The sequence below is a fragment of the Aedoeadaptatus coxii genome, assembly GCF_001553115.1.
In the GTDB taxonomy this organism is placed as follows: domain Bacteria; phylum Bacillota; class Clostridia; order Tissierellales; family Peptoniphilaceae; genus Aedoeadaptatus; species Aedoeadaptatus coxii.
Genome location: NZ_KQ960181.1, coordinates 35,911 through 57,645, shown reverse-complemented (window position 1 = coordinate 57,645; position 21,735 = coordinate 35,911). Strand labels below are relative to the sequence as shown.

18 protein-coding genes and 1 pseudogene are annotated in these 21,735 nt (G+C 46.5%); 15 read left to right on the top strand and 4 right to left on the bottom strand.

Going from position 1 to position 21,735, the window contains the following annotated elements; translation table 11 throughout:
- Positions 1–74: 74 nt before the first annotated feature.
- Genes HMPREF1863_RS05940 through HMPREF1863_RS05930 form a run of 3 tightly spaced genes read right to left on the bottom strand, consistent with a single transcriptional unit; the run spans position 75 to position 3,723 of the window.
- The gene (locus HMPREF1863_RS05940; protein WP_068368539.1) at positions 75–1,400 is read right to left on the bottom strand and encodes an ABC transporter permease; all 1,326 of its coding nucleotides are present in this window, start codon (positions 1,398–1,400) and stop codon (positions 75–77) included.
- Positions 1,400–2,977 carry a COG1361 S-layer family protein gene (locus HMPREF1863_RS05935; protein ID WP_068368536.1) on the bottom strand — a complete coding sequence of 526 codons (1,578 nt, stop codon included), beginning with the start codon at positions 2,975–2,977 and terminating at the stop codon, positions 1,400–1,402. The genes HMPREF1863_RS05940 and HMPREF1863_RS05935 overlap by 1 nt, the downstream gene beginning before the upstream one ends.
- Before the next feature lie 17 nt (positions 2,978–2,994).
- Positions 2,995–3,723 carry an ABC transporter ATP-binding protein gene (locus tag HMPREF1863_RS05930; RefSeq protein ID WP_198142727.1) on the bottom strand — a complete coding sequence of 243 codons (729 nt, stop codon included), beginning with the start codon at positions 3,721–3,723 and terminating at the stop codon, positions 2,995–2,997.
- Positions 3,724–3,845: 122 nt separating this feature from the next.
- Here HMPREF1863_RS05930 and larB point away from each other — a divergent pair, with 122 nt between their 5' ends.
- Entirely contained in the window at positions 3,846–4,520 is a 675-nt protein-coding gene (gene larB, locus HMPREF1863_RS05925) for a nickel pincer cofactor biosynthesis protein LarB (RefSeq protein ID WP_068368529.1), read from the top strand.
- On the opposite strand, the gene HMPREF1863_RS05920 is transcribed toward larB, so the two are convergent.
- Positions 4,502–5,059 carry a 5-formyltetrahydrofolate cyclo-ligase gene (locus tag HMPREF1863_RS05920; protein ID WP_068368526.1) on the bottom strand — a complete coding sequence of 186 codons (558 nt, stop codon included), beginning with the start codon at positions 5,057–5,059 and terminating at the stop codon, positions 4,502–4,504. The two genes, larB and HMPREF1863_RS05920, sit on opposite strands and share 19 nt — an antisense overlap.
- 80 nt (positions 5,060–5,139) lie before the next feature.
- Here HMPREF1863_RS05920 and ftsE point away from each other — a divergent pair, with 80 nt between their 5' ends.
- The 14 genes and pseudogenes from ftsE to HMPREF1863_RS09480 all read left to right on the top strand — a co-directional run.
- On the top strand, positions 5,140–5,826 hold the full coding sequence (ftsE, locus tag HMPREF1863_RS05915) for a cell division ATP-binding protein FtsE (protein WP_068368523.1): 687 nt from the start codon (positions 5,140–5,142) through the stop codon (positions 5,824–5,826).
- Complete coding sequence (ftsX, locus tag HMPREF1863_RS05910; RefSeq protein ID WP_068368520.1) at positions 5,813–6,718, top strand: permease-like cell division protein FtsX; 906 nt, start codon at positions 5,813–5,815, stop codon at positions 6,716–6,718. Before ftsE ends, ftsX begins: the two co-directional genes overlap by 14 nt.
- A gap of 28 nt (positions 6,719–6,746) precedes the next feature.
- Complete coding sequence (locus HMPREF1863_RS05905; protein WP_068368517.1) at positions 6,747–8,048, top strand: murein hydrolase activator EnvC family protein; 1,302 nt, start codon at positions 6,747–6,749, stop codon at positions 8,046–8,048.
- A gap of 63 nt (positions 8,049–8,111) precedes the next feature.
- Positions 8,112–9,275, top strand: coding sequence for a S41 family peptidase (locus tag HMPREF1863_RS05900; protein ID WP_068368514.1), 1,164 nt, complete (start codon positions 8,112–8,114; stop codon positions 9,273–9,275).
- Between the two features lie 27 nt (positions 9,276–9,302).
- Complete coding sequence (uvrB, locus tag HMPREF1863_RS05895; protein WP_068368511.1) at positions 9,303–11,273, top strand: excinuclease ABC subunit UvrB; 1,971 nt, start codon at positions 9,303–9,305, stop codon at positions 11,271–11,273.
- An 11-nt stretch (positions 11,274–11,284) separates the two neighbouring features.
- A complete protein-coding gene (uvrA, locus tag HMPREF1863_RS05890) occupies positions 11,285–14,113 on the top strand; it encodes an excinuclease ABC subunit UvrA (RefSeq protein WP_068368509.1) in 2,829 nt (942 codons plus the stop codon).
- Positions 14,114–14,346: 233 nt separating this feature from the next.
- On the top strand, positions 14,347–15,225 hold the full coding sequence (locus HMPREF1863_RS05885) for a transporter substrate-binding domain-containing protein (RefSeq protein WP_083508538.1): 879 nt from the start codon (positions 14,347–14,349) through the stop codon (positions 15,223–15,225).
- 79 nt (positions 15,226–15,304) lie between these two features.
- Complete coding sequence (locus HMPREF1863_RS05880; RefSeq protein WP_068368503.1) at positions 15,305–15,994, top strand: amino acid ABC transporter permease; 690 nt, start codon at positions 15,305–15,307, stop codon at positions 15,992–15,994.
- On the top strand, positions 15,978–16,700 hold the full coding sequence (locus tag HMPREF1863_RS05875) for an amino acid ABC transporter ATP-binding protein (protein ID WP_068368501.1): 723 nt from the start codon (positions 15,978–15,980) through the stop codon (positions 16,698–16,700). Before HMPREF1863_RS05880 ends, HMPREF1863_RS05875 begins: the two co-directional genes overlap by 17 nt.
- Positions 16,701–17,118: 418 nt before the next feature.
- Positions 17,119–20,835 carry an S-layer homology domain-containing protein gene (locus tag HMPREF1863_RS05870; RefSeq protein WP_068368498.1) on the top strand — a complete coding sequence of 1,239 codons (3,717 nt, stop codon included), beginning with the start codon at positions 17,119–17,121 and terminating at the stop codon, positions 20,833–20,835.
- A gap of 57 nt (positions 20,836–20,892) precedes the next feature.
- Positions 20,893–21,084, top strand: coding sequence for a helix-turn-helix domain-containing protein (locus HMPREF1863_RS09490; protein WP_068368494.1), 192 nt, complete (start codon positions 20,893–20,895; stop codon positions 21,082–21,084).
- A 5-nt stretch (positions 21,085–21,089) separates the two neighbouring features.
- Positions 21,090–21,227: a helix-turn-helix domain-containing protein gene (locus HMPREF1863_RS09485; RefSeq protein WP_157065097.1), complete on the top strand. Its 138-nt coding sequence runs from the start codon at positions 21,090–21,092 to the stop codon at positions 21,225–21,227.
- A gap of 9 nt (positions 21,228–21,236) precedes the next feature.
- Entirely contained in the window at positions 21,237–21,467 is a 231-nt protein-coding gene (locus tag HMPREF1863_RS09125; RefSeq protein ID WP_068368490.1) for a hypothetical protein, read from the top strand.
- Positions 21,468–21,476: 9 nt separating this feature from the next.
- Positions 21,477–21,735 (top strand): annotated as a pseudogene (locus HMPREF1863_RS09480) (hypothetical protein); the annotation flags it as partial.

Genomic DNA, 21,735 nt, shown 5'->3' with positions numbered 1-21,735 from the left:
CGGGACAAATTCCCGTTTTTCCATTGTATTTTACAATGGAAAACATAGCTACATAGAGGAAATCTATATGGGTTTTAATCGCTTCGGATGGCGTCCAATGCCGAAAGATTCATGGCGCGTTTTGCCGGGAAATAGCCTGCGGCGACGCCGACCAAAGTGGAGAAGATGAGGGCGACGAGAATAAGCCAGAAGGGGATGTAGGAAAGTTTAATCGCTTCTTCCGCACCCTGTGCTTGCGCAAACCGATTGCCTATGGCGTTAAATCCTGCGCTCATCATAAGACTCAATGTGACGCCGATGACGCCGCCTATAAAACCGATAAGCGCCGCCTCCGTTAAAAAGAGTTTTTGAATATCCTGAATAGAGGCGCCGATAACTTTCATGACGCCGATTTCTTTTGTACGTTCGTAAATGGACATGATCATCGTGTTGGCGATACCGATGGCAGCGACGATAAAGGAAATGGAACCGATGCCGGCGAAGATGGCGTTGACGATGGCCATGCCGCGATTCATGCTCTTAATGGCTTCCAGCAAACCGGAAGGTTCGTAGCCTAAATCCTTAATGGCATCGGTAACGTCTTCTGCATTTTCCGTATCGTCGATGCGAACTTGTACCGTCGGGTAGCTACCCTTATCCGGCGCGGGAAGGTTTAAGGTCTCCGCCAATTTTTTATAACCGTCTATGGTCATAAATGCGCCGTTATCGTATTGGGATTTTTTCGTCTTTTTTAAGACGCCCGCTACTTTTAAATCCGTCGACTTGCCATTGGTTGATGGCGTTTCCGACGGCCCGCCGAACCCCATATCCGGCATATCGGAAGAGGTTACGCTTAATGTTTTTCCCGCCGCCTCGAACAGGGGAGGTGCGTCGTCTTTATTATCGGCGTCCATTTCCGTATCGGTAACCTTTGGATCGTAAAAGCTATCGACCATTTCACTTCCGAATATGAGTTGCCCCTCGCCGTTTCCGTGAAAGAGGCTGCCTTTATCCGTGTGCCAATTTAAAGTCGAGTAGGTTTCCTTGTTCATGGCGGTAATGGACAAAAAGTCACCGGTATAGTTTCTGTACTTTGCCGAAATAGTGGCGTTATAGACCGGCGTAACGTCGATGACGTGGGGAATTTTTTTGAAATCCTGAATGGAGCGATCGGTAATTTTTTTAGGCGTCTTCTTACTTTTTCCGCCGGGTTGTGTACTGTTTTCCGAAACCTGAATGTTGAGAACATCGCCGAAGCCTTCCATCATACGGCGATTGTTCTCCGTAATGCCGTAGCCGAAGCTCATCATTAAAATAATGGAGACACATCCGATGACTACGCCGAGAAGGGTAAGGCCTGTACGGAGTTTTCTGGCGAGGAGATTGCGCCTCGCCATATCCAATAAATCTCTAAAGCTCATTAGACCATCAAATCCTCGTCGCTCGACTCTTTTTGTTTCCGTTTTTTATAGACGTAAAATCCAACGCCGCCGCCAATGGCCGCCAGTGAGAAGAGACCGAGGGGAATGGCCCATGCCGGGCGCTTGTTTTCATTTTCGTCTTCTTCGTCTCCATTACCTACGCCGTCGGAGACATTGACGACGAAAGGCTTAATAAATTCCTGACGTTTTCCCGTAGAATCGTCGTAGGAAATGACGATCTCGCCTTTTTGCTCACCTTTTTCTCTCGGCGTAATGTTGACGTCGTAGGTTTCGGCGCTGGAAGGTGCGACGCTTCCTGCAAAGTAGGTATTGGTGTCGGCATCGAAGTTGCCGCGCAGCTTCACCATGACATTGGCCAGAACGGATTTGCCCGTGTTGAAAAATTCAAAAGACAAGGGCATTTCTTCGCCGACGAAGCCTTCTTTATCCACTTTTAAATCGCCGGGTTCCAATACGGAGCTTTGTACCACGGGAATGCCGATGACTTCCGTGGACGTATAAGGATTGCCGTTACCGTCTTCATATTCGAAGGTGGCGGTAATGGAATAGGTTTTTGCCGCCGTATCAGGTGCAGTGGTTAACGTAATTTCTTTCTCGGCACTGTGGCGAGGTTTAATGGATTCGATGTGGAAGGTATTGCTGCTTCCCACGGGAATAAAGGCGCTGCCGCCATCGCCTCCGCCGGATGATGCAGCAGCTGCAGCGGCTGCGGCAGCTCCGTCACCGGAAGACGATCCGGAAGGAAGACTTACAGGTTCAGCGGCATCGGCTGAAAGAGCGACGCGAATATTGCGCACTTGTTTTTTTCGATTGGTGTTGAAAATTTTGAAGTAGAGGGTAAAAGGTTCGCCGGCTTTTGCCGTTTCAGGATCCATGGTGTAGCTGTCGATAACGATTTTCGGCGTATTGGCGCCGGTAGCAGGTTGCCCCGAGGGCGCGCCGCCTGATCCCGTTACGGGGAGAGAGGGGCCGAGATCCCCCATGTCGCCGCCGGAAAAACCGCCCATGCCGGATCCGCCTCCCAGTGAGGAGTGAGAGGAGCTGCCGGCATCGGAAACTTCGGAACCGTTGCCGCCTCTGGAAATAACGGTCACGATTTGGGTGGACTCGCGTATTTCACCATTAGTAGCGTCCACGTAAGTAGCGGTTAATTTAATGGGATAATTTTTTGTTTTGGCATTGGATGTAAGGCGGAAATTAAAGGTATAGGTTTCTTTTTGTTTCGGCGCGAAATACTGCGCATTGACGGTGCTCGTCGATTTCGGCACGAGGGCGTCCAAGTCCTGGGATTCGGCGCGAATCAAAATATTTTTAGTCGGAGCCGCTCCGTTGTTTACGATGGAAAAACGAATAGGAATGTCTTTTCCCGGGGATGCGGCTTCCGGCCAGGAGACATCGCAAAATTCTAAAAGGGACATAGGGGCATGGCTGCCTTGGGTAATTTTGGCAGGGGGCATACCTCCCGAATTTTGAGTCGCCTGTACGAATCCGCCTACATTGGCAAGGCACAAAGCGCCTGCGGTGACTAACAATACTTTTGATCTCATCTTCTTCATAGTTTCTCCTAACTATTTTAATGGTCTGCAAGCTTTAATTGCTCGGCCTGCTCTTTTACCATTTGCGTTTCATCTCGAATAATAATGCCGTCCCTCAGCTCCACGACGCGGTTGGCGTATACTGCCGTTTCCAAATCGTGGGTGACGATAATGAGAGTTTGTTTGTGCTCTTTGGCGAGATCGCACATCATCTCCATAATCTCCACCGACGTAGCGGTATCTAAATTTCCCGTAGGTTCGTCAGCGAAGAGAATCGGCGGCGCGTCCACAAAGGCTCTTGCAATGGAAACCCGTTGCTGTTGACCGCCGCTCATTTCCATAGGTTTGTGTTCGAGGCGATCGCCAAGGCCGACGCGGGTTAAAATCTCGCGGGCTTTTTCTTCCCGTTCCGCCTTGCCGACGCCTTTAAAAATTAAACCTAAACTCACATTTTCAGTGGCGGTAAGGGTAGGAATTAAATTATAAGATTGAAAGACGAAGCCCACGTTTAACTGACGAAATTTCGTGAGCCGTTCTTCTGAAAGTTTTTCCATATGTACTTTTCCGTTAATGACGATCTCGCCTTTCGTAGGTTTGTCGAGACCGGCCATTAAATTAAGCAAAGTGGATTTTCCGCTGCCCGATGTACCGAGTAGGCAGAGTATTTCTTCCCGCTCAATATCTAAATTGACGCCGCGAAGAGCATAGACTTTTTCATTTCCCATGCGGTACACGCGGTATAAATCCCGTATACTGATAAATGACACGAAATCATCACATCCTTTTTGCCATAATATCATAAAATAGGTTTAGGAAAGTTTAAGATCTATTCCCAATAAAAGTTACAAAACAGTATATAACAGTGAGTTAAAAAATAGAAAGGGAAAAAATGGAAGGTGAAAAGCCGAAGAAATTTATTACCGCAGATTTTGAGCGCAAAAAACGCCGCCTATTCGGCGAAACTATTTTCGGCGAATCCAAGACGGCGGATCATTTAAAAGCGGCGATTGAAAAAATGTTGGAACACGACGGGGAAGTTTTAGTCACGCGTTTAAGTGAGGAACGGTTTAATGGATTGGGAGACATTAAAAACCTTTTAGATTACGATCCCCTTTCAAAAACAGCCATGGCGAAAAAAGAAAAAACCGCCATTGGGAAAGTGGCCGTGGTAACGGCGGGAACATCGGACGTCCCGGTGGCGGAAGAATGTGTGCGTACTTTGAATTATTTCGGTATCGGCACCGAAACCGTTTACGATGTGGGCGTGGCGGGCATTCATCGCTTGTTCCATAAACTGGATCTATTACATCAGGCCGACAGTATCGTCGTGTGCGCCGGCATGGACGGGGCACTTCCATCGGTCGTGGCGGGCCTCGTGTCATCTCCCGTTATCGCCGTGCCGACCTCGGTAGGTTACGGCGCCGCTTTTGGAGGCGTTGCGCCTTTACTTTCCATGCTCAATTCTTGCGCCGAGGGGGTGGCGGTAGTGAACATCGACAACGGGTACGGCGCCGCCTATATGGCAGGGCAGATGGTCATGAAAATTTACGAAAAAACCAAATAATCCTTTTCCGATAAAAAGGCGTGTACGGGCAAATCGTATTCGTCGCGAGGCACGCTTTTTACGAGCTGATTGTGAAATCCTACGCCAAGGCGATAGCCCGCGTGGGTGGCAAAAAAACGGTCGTAATAGCCGCCGCCGTATCCCATGCGGTAACCTTCCTCGTCGAAGGCGAGGCCCGGCGTAATAATGAGATCGACACTTTCTCGGTGTCGGTCTCTTATTTTTTCGGTGGGCAATTCTAAAATGCCGAGAGCATTCCGTTCCAATTCGTCTAAACTTTCGATCTCCGTCATGATCATGGGCTCGTGCTTCGGAGCGAGAGGGACGTAAACCTTTTTCTCTCTTAACATTTTCGGAATCCAACGAATGGTTTCCACTTCGCTTCCCATGGAGACGAAGATAAAAACGGAACGGCTTTTTTTATAAATGGGAAGAGATTGTAGTCGCGAAAAAATTTCGTCCGAGGCTTTTTTTCGAATATCGGGGGAGATTTCATTACGGGCGAGTTTTAAATTATTACGAATAGAAGTCTTTTTCACAATGCAGACCCTCCAAGGTTTCATATTTTTGTAACTTATACTATAATAAATGAGATAATTATAAGGAATGAGGTGGACCGTTGATAACATTTCGCAACGTCTTTAAAGAGTACAGTAACGGCGTACAAGCGTTGAAAGACGTCAATTTAGAAATACCTTACGGCGAATTTGTCTTTATCGTAGGCGCTTCGGGCGCGGGGAAAAGTTCGCTGATCAAGTTATTAATCTGTGAAGAAAAAGTAACCCGTGGTCACATCTTTGTCAACGAAAAAGACATTACGGAGCTGGCTCCTTGGTATATACCCAAATTACGTCGTCGTGTCGGCGTAGTCTTTCAAGATTTCCGCCTTTTGCAAAAAAAGACGGCCTACGAAAATGTGGCGTACGCCCTTGAAATCGTAGGGGAAAGCGGACGCACTATTAAAAAAAGAGTGCCTGAGGTTTTGGAACTGGTAGGATTGAGCGACAAACAAAACAGTTACCCCGGCGAACTTTCCGGCGGGGAAGGACAAAGGCTCGCCATTGCGAGGGCCATCGTCAATCGTCCGCCGGTTCTCGTATGCGACGAGCCCACGGGCAATTTGGATTTCGAGACGGCCATGACCATTATGCAAACTTTAAAGCGCATTAACGAAGACGGCGCCACGGTCATTATGGCGACCCACGCGCGTAATATTGTAAACCACATGAACCGACGCGTCATCACCTTAGACGACGGTCGCGTGATCAGCGATGTCAATGTGGGAGGTTACGATGCGATTCATTAGGCAATTCGGCAACAACATAAAAGAAGCCTTCCAAGGCATCGCCCGTAACAAAGGCATGAGTTTACTTTCCATTATTTCCACAACGGCTGTACTCGTCCTTTTCGGTGTCGTGTTGCTCTTGGTTTTAAACATGACGGGTCTCGTCAACGAGACGGAAAAGAAAGTGGACAAGGTAGTGGTCTATCTTACCGATAGCGCCACGGAAGAAAATGTACGGGAAATTATTTCCGCAGCTGAAGCTACGGGCTACGTAAAAGATACGTCTTTTACCTCGAAAGAACAGGCGTGGGAAGATTTTTCCAAAAATCTCGAACTTTCGAACGATTCGTATTTTCTCGACGGCATGGATGAGAATCCCTTGCCTGCATCGATTTCACTTCAGCTTTCCAACATTAAGGAAGCTAAGACTGTGGCTCATTCGGTACAGGGAATGGCCGGAGTGTATCAAGTCGATTACTTAAATGAACTTATCGGAAAAATCGTACAATTAAACGATTGGGTTCGGACACTCGGCGTCGTCGTTGTGACGATTCTGATCATTATCGCCATTGTGCTTATTTACAACACGGTGAAGTCCACGATTTCCAATCGCAGCCACGAAATTCAAATTATGAAATATATCGGTGCCAGCAACGGATATATTCGCAGGCCTCTCCTTATGGAAGGGCTGGTCTTCGGATTGGTGGCAGGGGCCATCGCCTTGGCGTTAGTTTATTTCGGATATAGGGGAATTTACGGTCTCTTCGATGAACGATTGGATATTCTCATGGGCATGAAACTTATTCAGCCCCGTTTAATTTTAAAAGATATGGCGATCATCTTCGTATGCATCGGCGTAGGCGTCGGTTTGCTCGGTAGCTCCCTTTCCTTGGGTCGTTACCTCGACGTGTAGTAGAGTTTCAATAGGAGGTAGGTTTTAGATGAACCACAAAAAGCAGCTATCGGCAGCATTGGCGATTCTAATGCTAAGTTCACAGCCGGTGTTGGCGACGAATTTACAGGCGGAAAAGGCGAAAGCGGTAGAACGCCGCAACGCCGTGCATTCGAAAATGAGTGGAACTCAATCGAAAATTTCCTCGGCGCGCAACCAAGCGGCCGGTGTGGAAGCGGAAATTCGTGCTTTAGATGAAAAAATCACCGCCGTGAACGTGACATTGGATCAATTAAATGGTGAAATGCAACGGTTGCAAGTGGAAATCCAAAAGACAAAGGCGGAACTTGAAGCGGCAAGAGAAGAATTGGCGGAAAAGAAGGATTTCTACGCCAAACGACTTCGCGCCATGTACATCGCCAACGACAGAGGGTATCTGGATATTCTCCTCGATTCGGCCGATGCGGAATCCCTTATCGGCAATATGCGCATGATTCGTTCCATCGCCAAAAGTGATAGAGATTTAGTTGAAGAAATTGCGCAAAAAGTAAACGAAATTGAGACGAAAAAAGCCCAATTAGATCAACAGGAAAAAGCATTGGCGGCCAAGCAAGCGCAAGTACGTCAACAACGGGCCAATCTCGAGGCGGCAAACGCCAAGAAGACTGCGTACATGAATTCCCTCATGAGCAATATCAGCGCATACGAGGCGCAATATGATGAAATGCTCAGAGAATCCGGCGTGATCGAATCGCAAATCCAAAATCTGGAGCTTTCCATTCAAAAAGCGAAACAAGCGGAAGCGGCGCGCATCGCTCGCCAACGAGAAGCGGCACGCCAAGCGCAAATGCAAAGGGATAAGGCATCCCCTCGCACATCCGTCAGCAGAAAATCGTCGAGCGTATCTTCTTATCGCGCAGACGATATAATGACAAGCAGCGCCAAGGCCACACCTGAAGCTAAAAAAGGTGAACTATATTGGCCGGTACCCGGTCATCATCGCATTACATCGCCTTTCGGCTATCGTATTCACCCGATTTTAGGCTATAAAAAATTCCACACCGGCATCGACATTAGCGGGGCCAACGGAACGCCTGTGGTGGCGGCTGCATCCGGTACCGTCATCGCCTCTCGCTTTATGGGAGGATACGGCAACTGCATTATGGTAGACCACGGATCGAAAGTGACAGTTTACGGTCACCTTTCCGGCCGTGCCGTAAGCGTAGGCCAAAGCGTAAGCGGCGGCCAAACCATTGGTTATATCGGAAGTACCGGCATGAGTACCGGGCCTCACCTTCACTTCGAAGTGCGCGTCAACGGATCGGTACAAAATCCTCTTAACTATTTATAAACATAAGCATGACATCATAAGGAATCTTCACGCCGAAGATTCCTTATTTCCATAGGAGACAAAATGAAGAAAAAACAAATCGCCCTGGTTTTAGCCCTTTTAATCATTACCAATGTGGCTTCGGCGGTGCTCGCCGTTCAATACGTTACGGGAGATGCCAAAGAGGCGGCGGCTACGAAAATGCTGGAGTATTTCCTGAAGAAAAATTATCTCCGCTCCAAAGACATTACGGAGGAGGACTTTGTAATCGGCCGTCGAAAGGGTACGGTGGAGGCGTTAAACGATCCTTACAGCCAATACTTTACCCCCGATGAATACAAGCGTTTTGTAGAATCCACTACCGGCGAATTTTTCGGCATCGGCGTTCAAATCGGCGCCGTTGCCGATTCGAAACTTATCACGGTGATTGCGCCGATTAAGGGAAGCCCTGCTGAAAAAGCGGGCATCGAATCGGGAGATAAAATCGTCTCCGTGGACGGAGAAGAGTACACCGCCGATGAAATGGAAGAGGCGGTAAAACATATTAAAGGCGATAAGGGTACGAAGGTAACCTTAGGCATTATGAAAAAAGACGGCGGCGAAGTAAAAGATGTGGAAGTTGTTCGCGACGAAATTCACGTAGAATCTGTGGTGACGGGCTCTATCGGCGACATCGCCTATATCGGACTGACTCAATTTGAAGACGACACGGTAAAAGATTTCGCCAAGGCCTTAAAAGCGGCCAAAAATAAAAAAGGCTTGATCTTAGATCTTCGCGGCAATCCCGGCGGTATTTTAGAAGCGGCAGTGGGCGTAAGCGATATGCTCCTTCCGAAAGCCGACATCGTGAGCGCAAAGGACAATAAGGGAAAAGAAGTATTCCATTACACATCCGACGAAAAAGAATGGACGAAACCTGTGGTAGTTTTAATTAACAGAGGCAGCGCCTCCGCATCGGAAATTGTCGCAGGCGCCATAAAAGACAATAAGCGGGGCGACTTGATCGGAGAAAAATCGTACGGAAAAGGCGTCGTACAAACTCTCGTGCCCTTGCCGGACGGCGGCGGTATAAAGCTTACGACCAGTGAATATTTTACGCCGGCAGGGGTAAGTATTCATGAGAAAGGGATCGAACCTACTATTCCGGTCGAGTTGCCTAAAAACATCAAGGGCATCGGCTTGGAATATCAACATCAGGATACACAACTGAAAAAAGCAGTTGAAGTCATAGAAAAGAGCGGTCGTTAAGATCGCTCTTTTCGTGCAGGAGGCAGTATGGATTTTAAAATACATTCGGATTATAAACCTACCGGGGATCAGCCAAAGGCCATCGACGCACTGGCCGAGGGAATCCGATCGGGTATGCACCATCAAACCCTTCTCGGCGTAACCGGAAGTGGCAAAACTTTTACCATGGCCAATTTAATCGAAAAAGTGCAGAAGCCGACGTTGGTCATCGCCCATAATAAGACGTTGGCCTACCAATTGGCATCGGAGTTTCGCGAATTTTTCCCGGAAAACGCCGTGGAATATTTCGTGTCCTACTACGATTACTATCAACCGGAAGCTTACGTTCCCGGAACAGATACGTTTATCGCCAAAGATGCCAGCATTAACGATGAAATCGACAAGCTTCGCCACTCCGCTACGATGGCTCTCTTCGAGCGGCGAGACGTGATCATCGTGGCGTCCGTTAGTTGTATTTACGGTTTGGGCGACCCCATCGACTATAAAAACCTCGTGGTCAGTTTGCGACCCGGCATGGTATGGGATCGAAACGAGCTCATGAGCAAGCTCGTGGACATTCAATATGTGCGAAACGACATCGATTTTTCCCGCGGCACTTTTCGCGTACGAGGCGATGTTCTGGAGATTTTTCCCGCAGGAAATTCGGAAAAAACCATACGTGTGGAATTTTTCGGCGACGAAATCGATCAAATTGCGGAAGTAGACGCCGTGACGGGGCGAGTGGAAAGCTACAGAAATCACGTTTCCATTTTTCCGGCCTCTCACTTTGCGACCCAACCTGAAAAGGTGGAGCGCGGGGTAAAAGCCATTCGGAAAGAATTGGAAGAGCGGCTCTTTACGTTGCGCGATCAGGAAAAATTATTGGAAGCTCAGCGTCTCGAGCAGCGCACTAATTACGATGTGGAAATGCTGGAAGAAATGGGCTTTTGCTCCGGCATCGAAAACTACACTCAGCCCTTGAGCGGAAGGCCCAGGGGAAGCAGACCTTATACTTTAATCGACTATTTCCCCGATGATTTTATGACGATCATCGACGAATCCCACGCTACCGTGCCTCAAATTCGCGGCATGTTTAACGGGGATAGGGCGCGCAAGCAAACCCTTGTTGATTACGGTTTTCGTCTACCTTCGGCACTGGATAATCGCCCTCTTCGTTTTGAGGAATTTGAAAGTATGCAAAATCAAGTGGTTTATGTATCGGCGACCCCCGGGCCTTACGAAGAAGAACATGAAGAGCAGCGCGTAGAGCAAATTATTCGCCCCACAGGACTCGTTGATCCGAAGATTACCGTGGTGCCGACGAAAAATCAAATCGACCACTTGACGGAACAAATTAACGGCGTTAAAGAAAAAGGCATGCGCACCTTGGTGACGACACTGACCAAACGGATGGCGGAAGATTTGACGAAATACTTTAAAGAAATCGGCTATAAAGTGGCCTATCTTCATTCCGACGTACAGACCATCGAGCGGATGGAAATTATTCGCGATCTTCGCTTGGGGAAATACGACGTACTCGTAGGGATCAACCTTCTGCGGGAAGGGCTGGATATTCCCGAAGTAGGACTCGTGGCAATTTTAGATGCGGATAAAGAGGGCTTCTTGCGTTCGGAAACCTCCCTCATTCAAACGGCCGGCCGCGCCGCGCGAAATGCCGAGGGCTACGTCATCATGTATGCCGACACCATTACCGGCTCCATGCAACGTACCATCGACGAAACCGAGCGACGCCGGAAAATTCAAATGGCCTACAATAAAGAACACGGCATTACACCGAAATCCATTACCAAAGGCATTCGCGACGTCATCGAAAATACCATGGCCGCCGAAGAAGAAACGGAGTTTGGAGAAGAATTTTCCATCGACGACATCGTCGCCATGTTGCAAAATTTGGAAACGGAAATGTTCAAGGCGGCGGAAAAACTGGATTTCGAGCGCGCCGCCAATATTCGCGATCAAATTGCGGAATTAAAAGAGCAATATAAAATTAAAGACTAGAAAGGAACCGGATGAATCATACATTAGAACACGCCATTCATATTCACGGAGCACGTCAACATAATTTGAAAAATTTAGACGTGTACATTCCGAGAAATAAAATGACCGTCATCACCGGTCTTTCGGGATCGGGGAAAAGCTCCCTCGCTTTCGACACCATTTACGCCGAAGGTCAGCGGCGCTATGTGGAAAGTCTTTCCTCTTACGCCCGTCAATTTTTAGGACAGATGGACAAGCCTGATGTGGACTATATCGAGGGAATGAGCCCGGCCATCGCCATCGATCAAAAGACCACGTCGAAAAATCCCCGCTCCACAGTGGGGACGGTAACGGAAGTTTACGACTACATCCGTTTACTTTACGCTCGAGTGGCAAAGCCTTATTGCCCTGTATGCGGACGTCAAATCGAAGCTTATGCGGAAGATCAAATCGTGGACAAGATACTGGAAATGGAAGAGGGCACCCGATTCCAGCTTTTGGCCCCGGTCGTGCGTCAACGAAAAGGGCAGCATAAAAAGCTCCTGGAGAATATTCGCAAAGAAGGCTACTTGCGCATGATCATCGACGGGGAAATGCGCCACGCCGACGAGGACATTGAGCTGGATAAGAACAAAGTTCACGATATTTTAATTGTCGTGGACCGAATCATTATTCGCGAAGGGATCGAAACCCGTTTAACGGACAGCATCGAAACGGCGCTGGAAATTTCGGGCTCTACGGTGATCGTAGATACATTGGACGGGGAATACAAACTTTACTCCACAAGTTATGCCTGCCCCGAACACGATATATCCATTGAACCTGCAACGCCACGTTCTTTCTCCTTTAACACGCCCATGGGCGCGTGCCCTACGTGTAAAGGCTTGGGAAGCAGTAGACGGGCAGATCCCTCTCTCATCATCCCCAATAAAGAGCTTTCCATCGACGAGGGCGCCATTTCCTGCTACGGCACCTCCGACGGAACTTATTATAAGGAAATTATCAACCAAATTGCGGCGCGCCACCATTTTTCCACGAAAGAACCCATAAAAAATGCGCCTAAAGAAATGATCGACGAGTTGATGAACGGCACCAAAAAGCCTCTAAAATTTACCTTTCATTCCCATTTTAGCGGAGCGAAAGAATACAATGGTCATTTCGAGGGGATTTTGGAAAATCTGAACCGTCGTTACACTGAAAGTGGCAGCGATCGCACCATGGAACGTATCGAACCGTTTATGGCGGACATTCCCTGCCCCGAATGTCACGGAGCCCGGTTAAAAATGGAATCCCTCGTCTTTAAACTGGGGGGAAAAAACATTTACGAATCCACACAACTTGCCGTAGTCGATGCCATCGACTTTTTCGACGGGTTGGAACTTAGCGAAATGGAACAAAACATCGCCCGTCAAATTTTAAAAGAAATCCACGAGCGGCTATCCTTTTTAATTCAAGTGGGCCTCGGTTATTTAACATTAGCGCGAATGGCGGGTACCCTCTCAGGCGGCGAAGCACAGCGCATTCGACTGGCTACGCAAATCGGCAGCGCCCTCGTCGGTGTCACCTATGTTCTGGACGAGCCCTCCATCGGTTTGCATCAAAAAGACAACGCCATGTTGTTAAAATCTCTCCGCAATTTAACGGAGATCGGCAACACCCTTATCGTCGTAGAACACGATGAGGAAACCATGCGCGAAGCCGACGAAATCTTAGACATCGGGCCGGGCGCCGGTGTTCACGGGGGACACATTGTCGCCCAAGGGCCTTACGACGAAATCATTAAAAACGAAGCGTCCATTACGGGGCAATACCTTTCGGGGAAAAAGAAAATTGAAATCCCCGAAGCGCGTCGCCCCTACACCGACGAAACTCTCGTGATTAAAGGCGCGGCGCAAAACAATCTGAAAAATGTGGACGTGGAATTTCCGCTCCATCAATTTATTTGCGTTACCGGCGTATCGGGATCGGGAAAGAGTTCCCTCGTCAACGAAATTCTCAAAAAAGCCGTGGAGCAAAAAGTAAATCGCAACAAAGTGCGTCCGGGAAAATATAAATCCATCGAAGGCTTGGAGTATGTCGATAAAATCGTCTCCATCGATCAAAGCCCCATCGGCAGAACGCCAAGATCCAATCCGGCAACCTATACCGGCACCTTCGATTTAATTCGCGACGTGTTCGCGCAAACCAACGAAGCGAAAATCAGGGGCTACGAAAAGGGTAGATTCTCCTTTAATGTAAAGGGCGGCCGCTGCGAAGCTTGTAAAGGCGACGGCATTTTAAAAGTGGAAATGCACTTTCTCCCCGACGTCTACGTGCCCTGCGAAGTTTGCGACGGCAAGCGCTACAATCGGGAAACCCTGCAGGTGAAATTCAAAGGCAAAAACATTTCAGATGTTTTGGATATGACGGTGGATCAGGCGGCGGAATTCTTCGAAAACCATCCGCGGATTTTACGGAAAATTACCACTCTCCAACACGTGGGACTCGGCTATATTAAGCTCGGTCAACCCTCCACACAGCTTTCCGGCGGGGAAGCTCAACGCATTAAACTCGCCACCGAACTTTCCAAACGGGGAACGGGCAATACGCTCTATATTTTAGATGAGCCCACAACGGGTCTGCACACGGAAGATATTCGCAAGCTCATTCACGTGCTCCAGGAATTGGCCGATCGGGAAAATACCGTCGTCGTCATCGAGCACAATTTGGATGTCATTAAAGTGGCAGATCACATTATCGACTTGGGACCCGACGGAGGCGACGGCGGCGGCACTGTCGTCGCCACGGGAAGACCTGAAGAAGTGGCGAAAGTAAAGGGAAGTTATACGGGAGAATATTTGAAGAAAATGTTAAAGGTATAGCGAGAAACACCGTTTCTCGTTTTCCCGCCGATTTTCTTGTAGATTTTAGCGTGCTATAGTATAATTTCAAAAAAGAAAAACACAGAAGGAGGTCTTAATCTTGAATACAGCAAAATTTTTCGAGAGCCGTCGGATTGAATGCAAGTATCTGGCAAATAGTGCAAATACATCCGGCTCCATGAGACATAAGCAATCCTAGAGAAAGACAATGTATTCGAGATTGAAGGGAGATCATGATGAAAAAAACAAGTTTACTCACATTATTGGCCATGGTCATGGCATTTGCATTGGTCGGTTGCGGATCCGGTGCCAAAAATGGTGAAAATGTAGCAAACAATTCGGAGAAAAAAGAAGCGGCTCAAGTAAGCCAAGAAGATATGGACGCCGCCGTTAAAGAAATTAAGGAAAAAGGTAAATTGGTTATGGCGACCAGCGCCGACTATCCTCCTTACGAATGGCACTTAATGAAAGACGGAAAAGATGAAATCGTCGGCTTCGACGTGGAAATCGCCAAAGCCATCGCCCAAGAAATGGGCGTTGAATTGGAAGTTAAAGACTTAGACTTCGACGGCATTATTCCGAGCATCGCCTCCGGTCAAGCGGACATCGGTATTGCCGGTATGTCGGCTACGCCAGAACGTGAAGAAGCGGTTAATTTCTCCATTCCTTATTTTGAAAATGAACAAGTCGTGCTCGTCCGCAAAGAAGACGCCGACAAGTACAAAAAAGTGGAAGACTTCGCCGGCAAAGTTGTCGGTGCGCAAACAGGTTCTGTTCAAGAATCTACTGTTCGCGAAAACTTCCCGAAAGATGTGGAATTAAAGAGCCTTTCCAAATTAAACAATTTGGCAATGGAAGTTAAGAATAAAACGGCCGATGCCCTCGTTATTTCCAAGAGCTCCGGTGCACAATACGATAAACAATTCCCCGAACTCGTCGCCATCGATCCCGGCGTACCGGCAGAACCGGGCGTATGCGTTACGATGAAAAAAGGCAACGATGCCTTAACCGCCTATGTCAACCAAGTCCTTAAAAAACTTATCGACGAAGGCAAGATTAAAGAATGGATCGGCGAATACGAAAAAATTGCCGACGAATCGGTAGGCGAATAATAAATAGTATGTAAACTGTTCGAATGATAGAGAAGAAACTGTTTCCTCGTGAAACAGTTTTTTCTATCGAGGAGGAATAATGAACTTAATGAAATCCTGGATGGCCTTTTTGAACAAATACGGTTCGTCATATGTCGACGGAACTCTCGTTACATTAAAGCTATCCTTCTTAGGCGTACTTTTCGGTTTTATCTTGGGCATTTTAATCGTGCTCCTGCGCCGATCCAAATTAAAACCGCTGCAAGCCATTGCTAAACTTTATGTACAAATTTTCCGCGGCACGCCTTTACTCGTACAAGTCCTAATAGCTTATTACGGATTTGCATCCGTGATCCCCGATCAATATGCATCGTTGAAAAATCCATTTGTTCTAAGCTTAATCGCCGTATGTATGAACTCTTCCGCCTATGTATCGGAGATTATTCGCGGGGGGATCAATGCGGTGGATAAGGGTCAGGGAGAAGCGGCGGCATCTTTAGGTATGAAAAAGGGACAAATTATGCGCTACATTATTTTGCCCCAAGCCATTAAAACCGTACTTCCGGCGCTATGCAACGAGTTCGTTACATTAATTAAAGAATCGGCCATCGTCGCTTTCGTCGGCATCGGCGATTTGATGTATCAGGCTAAAACCGCACAAGGAAGCAGCTTGAAGCCCTTTATGCCTTACATTACGGCGGCACTTATTTACTTGATTCTCGTAACGGGCCTTTCCAAGGTCATCGGTCTATTTGAAAAGAGGTTAGCAAACAGTGATTCGCATTCATAATCTTACAAAAAGTTTCGGCGACAACCACGTACTAAAAGGTATTTCCACAGAAATCGGAGACGGAGAAGTCGTTGTGGTGATCGGTCCCTCCGGATCAGGGAAATCTACCTTTTTACGTTGTTTGAATCGTTTGGAAGAAGCGGACGGCGGCGAAATCATTTTTGAAGGCGTGGACGTCAATAACAAAGATACGAATATTGAAAAAGTGCGGGAAGATATGGGCATGGTATTCCAATCCTTTAATCTCTTTCCCCACAAAACCGTTTTGGAAAATATCACCATGGCACCCGTTCTCGTAAAAGGAGAAGACAAAAGCCAAGCGGAAGAAAAAGCGATGAAGCTTTTGGAACGTGTCGGCCTTGCCGATAAGCGGGACGCCTATCCCAATCAACTTTCCGGCGGCCAAAAGCAACGTATCGCCATCGTGCGTGCCCTCGCCATGAATCCCTCGGTTATGCTCTTCGATGAGCCCACATCGGCCCTCGACCCTGAAATGGTTGGCGAAGTGTTGGATGTTATGCAACAACTTGCCAAAGACGGCATGACCATGGTGGTCGTTACCCACGAAATGGGTTTCGCACGAGAAGTGGGCGATCGCATTCTCTTCCTCGACGAAGGTCTGCTCGTGGAAGAGGGAACCCCCGACGAAGTATTCAATCATCCGAAAGAAGAAAGAACACAATCATTCTTAAATAAAGTGTTATAAGAGAGCCAAACCACGGGAACGATCCCGTGGTTTTATAATGCCCAAAATTAGGAAGGGTGTCTTCAGCAAATCGAGAGGCCGTCGTTTGAATAGGGTGAAATTTCAGTGAGAGCCAATTGAGGAAAAAATAAAAATAAATTGGGAACTAATATCTAAAACTATAAAGTAAATGTTATAAACCGTTATATCCAATAGAATACACACGAAACAACGTAAAACATACACGATAGCATAAACAAAAATACACAATTTGTAAAAAAAGATTTTCCATTTTGCGATTTTTTATTTGAGAATCTATTTCAGAACAGAATCAATGTGTTCATTTTATGAAGAGAGGTGGAAAGTTTTAAGAATCCGCAGTTGGATGACAGGGGAATATTGTATCCGTTAAAATATAAAAAAAATAATAGGAGGACCTATGATAAAACATTACAAAGTCAATCGAACGCTCGCTTTGGCGTTAAGCCTTGCGACTGCATCCGTATCATTGTCTAATACTTTAGCCTATGCTGCGGATCAAAGTGGAGCCATTGAAAAAGGAAATGTAGAAACGCAGGCCCAAGAAAACGTATCGTATTTCCGCAAGTTACCTGCTATCGGCGATACGACATTGCACATCAACACGCAAAAATTAAAAGATGAGAATAAACTTGCCATTGGCGACAGACTACAAATGAAGCTTATTACCGGCAGCGAAACGTATAAAAAGATTTTAGTGGACTCTGTAAAAGAAGGGGACATTAAAGATGATTATACTACTGAGCAAATAATGGGTCCGGGCGGACGACCGCTGATTCCCTTTAGAGAATTTAGTGCCGGCGATGTCGTCGAGCTTTATGTTGTAAGAGGCGCTCAAGAAACGAAGGTTGGCAATGTTACGGTTAAAGGGGAGAAAAGCTTAACCCCCATTGTGGAACAGACGAAAGATAAAATCATGATGTCGTCCAAGATGACGGGCTCAATCAAAATGTTTCTCCGTACGAAGAAGGATAATCAATGGAAGATCTTTGATTTAGCCAAAGAAAATAAGCCCAATGCGATTTCCTATGATTTTCCTATGGAGAAATTGAGGGAAACGTATGGTGCAAGTGTTGGCGATGAATTCGTCGTCGTCCATCAAGAAGCGAACAAGGGCAAAACCATTAGCAAGAAAATGGTTCTTAAAGATACTTATGACGCGCCGAATGTGGAATTTAAGGAAAGAGCCAATAAGGACGAGTCGGCAAGCTACACGATTTCTCTGCCCGACAATCCGAACCTCGATCCCACGCCGATCCAAAACCATTTGCCGAAGCTGAAGGTGGTCAAAGGAAACGAAACAAAGACCTTTACCCTCAACAAGGCGTCAATGCCCCAAGAACTTAAAGCAGTTATGGGCGGTGTCACTTACGCCATCCCGAAAGATACGCCGAACAATACGACGTTCGAATTTTCTCAAGAAGGAGAGAACTTTAATTCCTCTAAACCTGTAACCATGACCTATAAAGTGGATATGAAAAAGGCGAATGAACTTATGGCGGAACTTAATAGCTATCCCGAGGATAAAAAAGAAAGCTTTAAAGAACCTATTTTCACCATTAAGGGCAAACTTCAGAAAGAAGATAGAACACAGCAAGAAGTAGACCAAGCTGTGCAAGCATTGGACTCAATTATATTACAGCAACTTAGAGATAGCTTGAGTTCTAAACGGCAAGAAGCCATCAAAACTATCGAAGCTTTACAATATCTCGATAAAAAGAAAAAGACGACTTATCAAGCTCAAGTTACAGGCGCGAAATCGGAAAAAGATATTGCCGGTATTGTAGAGAAGGCAAAAGCTGAGGATAAACAAGCGGAAAATGCAAAGAACGCTGAACTTCAAGGGAAGAAAGATGCCGCAATCAAAAAGATTAAGGAAGAATACACTTTCTTAACGGGAACGTATGAAGCTTATAAGACGGAGATCATCAAAAAGATTCAGGATGCCCCGACGATTCCCGAAGTGGAAACTTTCCTACAAGAAGCGGAAGCTAAGAACCAAGAGGCGAAAAAGGCTCAGTTTGAGCAATTCCGTAAGAGCACGCTGGAACAAATTAAGGCATTAGAAAATCTTTCGGATCAAGAACAGCGTGATGCTGAACAGGAATTGAATGCTGCCAATGATGTACAAAGCATTGTCGCTATTTCTCAGAAATATCGAAACCTTAATACAGAAAATGGCGTTAAGAAAAATTTAGGAACTTTAAAAGAAGATTACAAGAAGAAGCTTAAAGACCTAAAAGACCTTACGGAAGAAGAAAGAAAAGGCTACGAAAGTGAGATAGAGCAAGCGGCTACGGGAAATCAAATAGTAAGTATTTACCAAAGGGCTCAAGATAAGAATATAGCGAACAACAAAGCCAAGGCTCAAGAAGCTGAAGAAGCGGCGAAGGCACTCGAAGAGCAGAGAAAAGTAGCGCTCGAAAAGATTAAAGCGCTACCGGGCTTAACGAACGAGCATTTCACTCAAGCTGAGAATGAGTTAAAATCTGCGCCCGACAAGATGAAAATTGACGAGATCGTCAACAAGTACACAACGTTAAGTGAAGATACTATGAAGAAGAAAGATCTCGACGCTGCCAAGAAAGAGTATATAGGCAAGTTGGAGACTCTTACTTTATTAAGTTCCAATGATAAACAGCGGTTTACGAAAGAAATTCAAGAAGCCGGCACTCTCGAACTCGTAAAAGAAGCATTTGACGGTGCAGTTCAGGTTAATTTGAGCAAGGCCAAAGCCGCAGCCAATGAAAAGCTTACGAAATTGGAAAATTTAAGCGAGAGTGAAATTGACGCAGCTATACAAGAAATTATGGCGACAAAAGCACTCGGCGAGATCGAACCTATTGTAGAAAAATACAAAAAGCTCGATCAAGAAAAAGCCATGGCAAAAGCGCAACTTGAAGCTGCTCGCAAAGAAGCGATCGCCGCTGTGAATAAGCTTGCTCACTTGAAGCAGGATGAGATGGCGAAATTTGAAGAGAGCATTAAGAAGGCAACCAGTGCGAATGAAATTAACGACATTAAACAGCAAGCCATTCGTAAAAATGACGAAAATTTAGCTGAAAAGAATAAGGCCCAAACGTTGGAAGTGGCTAAAAAAGAGTTGGGGAAACTTGTTGAGGAAGCAAAAGCTATTAAGCTCTCCCAAGATTCAAAATTGAAGCAAAAAGTTGAGGATACTTTAAAAGCGGCCGAAGAAGCACTTAAAGGGCAATCTCTCGATGCTATGAATGGGGCGATCCAAGACGTAAAACGGGTAATGGAGGAAGTAAAGAAAGAACAAGAGCAGGCTCCCGCGCCGAAGGATCCGAAGGAACCGAGCCCATCGGAGCCGTCCCCCGCGCCGAACAATCCATTGGCACCCAAGCCCTCTAAACCGGCTCCAAGTCCGAGTAATCCGGCACAACCGAGTCCTTCTAAACCGACAGTTCCAAGTCCTTCGAAACCGAAACCGTCGGTAGAGCCGAAGGAAAAAGAAAAACCGGCTCCAAGAGGGAAATGGTTCAACTTTACTTTCCAAAAAACAACCCCATCAAAACCCCATACAGCAAAAACGGAAAACAGTGGAAATCAAGCGAAGACCTACGCGGATATTCAAAATCACTGGGCAAAAGAAGCTATCAATTACAGCCTGGAGAGCAGACTCTTCGACGATATTGTAAAAGGCAATCGCTTTGAACCGAACAAAGCCATGACGCGTGCCGAATTTATTGCCATTTTAGGTAGATTTGAAAAAGTAAATGAATTTACCGCCAATATAAGTTTTCAAGACATTGATATGAACGCATACTACGGTAAATACGTGAACTGGGCAAAAAATGCGGGCCTTGTTTACGGAATGGATGCGGCCAATTTTGCGCCGAACAAAACCATTTCGAGAGAAGAAATGGCGACCATACTTTACCGTTACAAACAAATGAAAAAAATAAACTTCGAAGGCGAAGCGAAACAATATAAAGATGGAAATAAAATTCCTAAATGGGCAAAAGAAGCCGTACAGGAACTTTCCAAATCCAAAATCCTTAACGGCATGGACGATGGAACCTTCCAAGGGAAAAAACAACTTTCGAGAGCGGAAATTGCCCAAATCGTGTACAACATTAATAAAATAAAATAAGAAGCTGCACTGACCCTCAAAAGTTGGACCAAGAAATCCAACCTTTGGGGTCTTTTAATGGCAAAATACAATTATGAATTTAAGAAGAAATTCGTCGAGGAATACTTGTCCGGGAAGTCAATCTATCTCGTTTTAGAGGATAAATATCAAATCAATGAATCACTGATCAGACGCTGGGTTAATAATTACAGACATTTTGGTGATAAAGGGTTAATGCGTTCTAGAAATAAACGTGAGTACTTAAGTTAGATGCCATTACACGCTACGAAACGAGCGAATGCAGCTACCGGCAATTGGCCCTCGAACTTGGTTTGGCGAATCCAACCAAGATCGCTAACTGGTGCAGACAGTACCGAGAGGAGGGCATTGAGGGGCTGCAATCACATAAGTGAGGGAGACCTGTGACAAAGAAAAACGATCGCCATCAAACACCACAGACGTCAAAGAAAAGCGAACCCCTTGATGTACCCATGTGGGAGGTATTGGAAAATCACATCAAAGAATTAGAAGCGGAAAATGAAAAGCTCACCATTCAAAAGATGTTCTGGGAACAGCTAAGGAGTTTGGAGAGGGAAGAAGCAATGAACAAAAGGCGAGGATTGTCGCCAAACTCCGAGAGCAATTCCAACTAAGAAAGATTCTTGCCGCCATCAACTTTCCCAAATCCACCTTCATATACTGGCAGAAAAAAGTGGGGCGAAGACGATAAGAGTCAACCTAACGGCGCTATTGTCTCAAAAAGCTTCGGAGAAGCTTTCAAACAAACCTATGCCCGCACCTATCGCCGTACCTTCCGCTCCGACCGCGGTTGCGGCTACCAAATGACCGCATATCAGGGCATGTTAGAAGGACACCACATCTTCCAAAGCATGTCGAGAAAAGGCAACTGCTACGACAACG

Bases quoted from the DNA above. Each gene is read 5' to 3' on its own strand.
- HMPREF1863_RS05870 (WP_068368498.1), top strand. From the start codon at position 17,119: ATGATAAAACATTACAAAGTCAATCGAACGCTCGCTTTGGCGTTAAGC.
- ftsX (WP_068368520.1), top strand. From the start codon at position 5,813: ATGCGATTCATTAGGCAATTCGGCAACAACATAAAAGAAGCCTTCCAA.
- HMPREF1863_RS05905 (WP_068368517.1), top strand. From the start codon at position 6,747: ATGAACCACAAAAAGCAGCTATCGGCAGCATTGGCGATTCTAATGCTA.
- HMPREF1863_RS05900 (WP_068368514.1), top strand. From the start codon at position 8,112: ATGAAGAAAAAACAAATCGCCCTGGTTTTAGCCCTTTTAATCATTACC.
- uvrA (WP_068368509.1), top strand. From the start codon at position 11,285: ATGAATCATACATTAGAACACGCCATTCATATTCACGGAGCACGTCAA.
- HMPREF1863_RS05880 (WP_068368503.1), top strand. From the start codon at position 15,305: ATGAACTTAATGAAATCCTGGATGGCCTTTTTGAACAAATACGGTTCG.
- HMPREF1863_RS05885 (WP_083508538.1), top strand. From the start codon at position 14,347: ATGATGAAAAAAACAAGTTTACTCACATTATTGGCCATGGTCATGGCA.
- HMPREF1863_RS05940 (WP_068368539.1), bottom strand. From the start codon at position 1,400: ATGAGCTTTAGAGATTTATTGGATATGGCGAGGCGCAATCTCCTCGCC.
- HMPREF1863_RS05935 (WP_068368536.1), bottom strand. From the start codon at position 2,977: ATGAAGAAGATGAGATCAAAAGTATTGTTAGTCACCGCAGGCGCTTTG.
- larB (WP_068368529.1), top strand. From the start codon at position 3,846: ATGGAAGGTGAAAAGCCGAAGAAATTTATTACCGCAGATTTTGAGCGC.
- HMPREF1863_RS09490 (WP_068368494.1), top strand. From the start codon at position 20,893: ATGGCAAAATACAATTATGAATTTAAGAAGAAATTCGTCGAGGAATAC.
- uvrB (WP_068368511.1), top strand. From the start codon at position 9,303: ATGGATTTTAAAATACATTCGGATTATAAACCTACCGGGGATCAGCCA.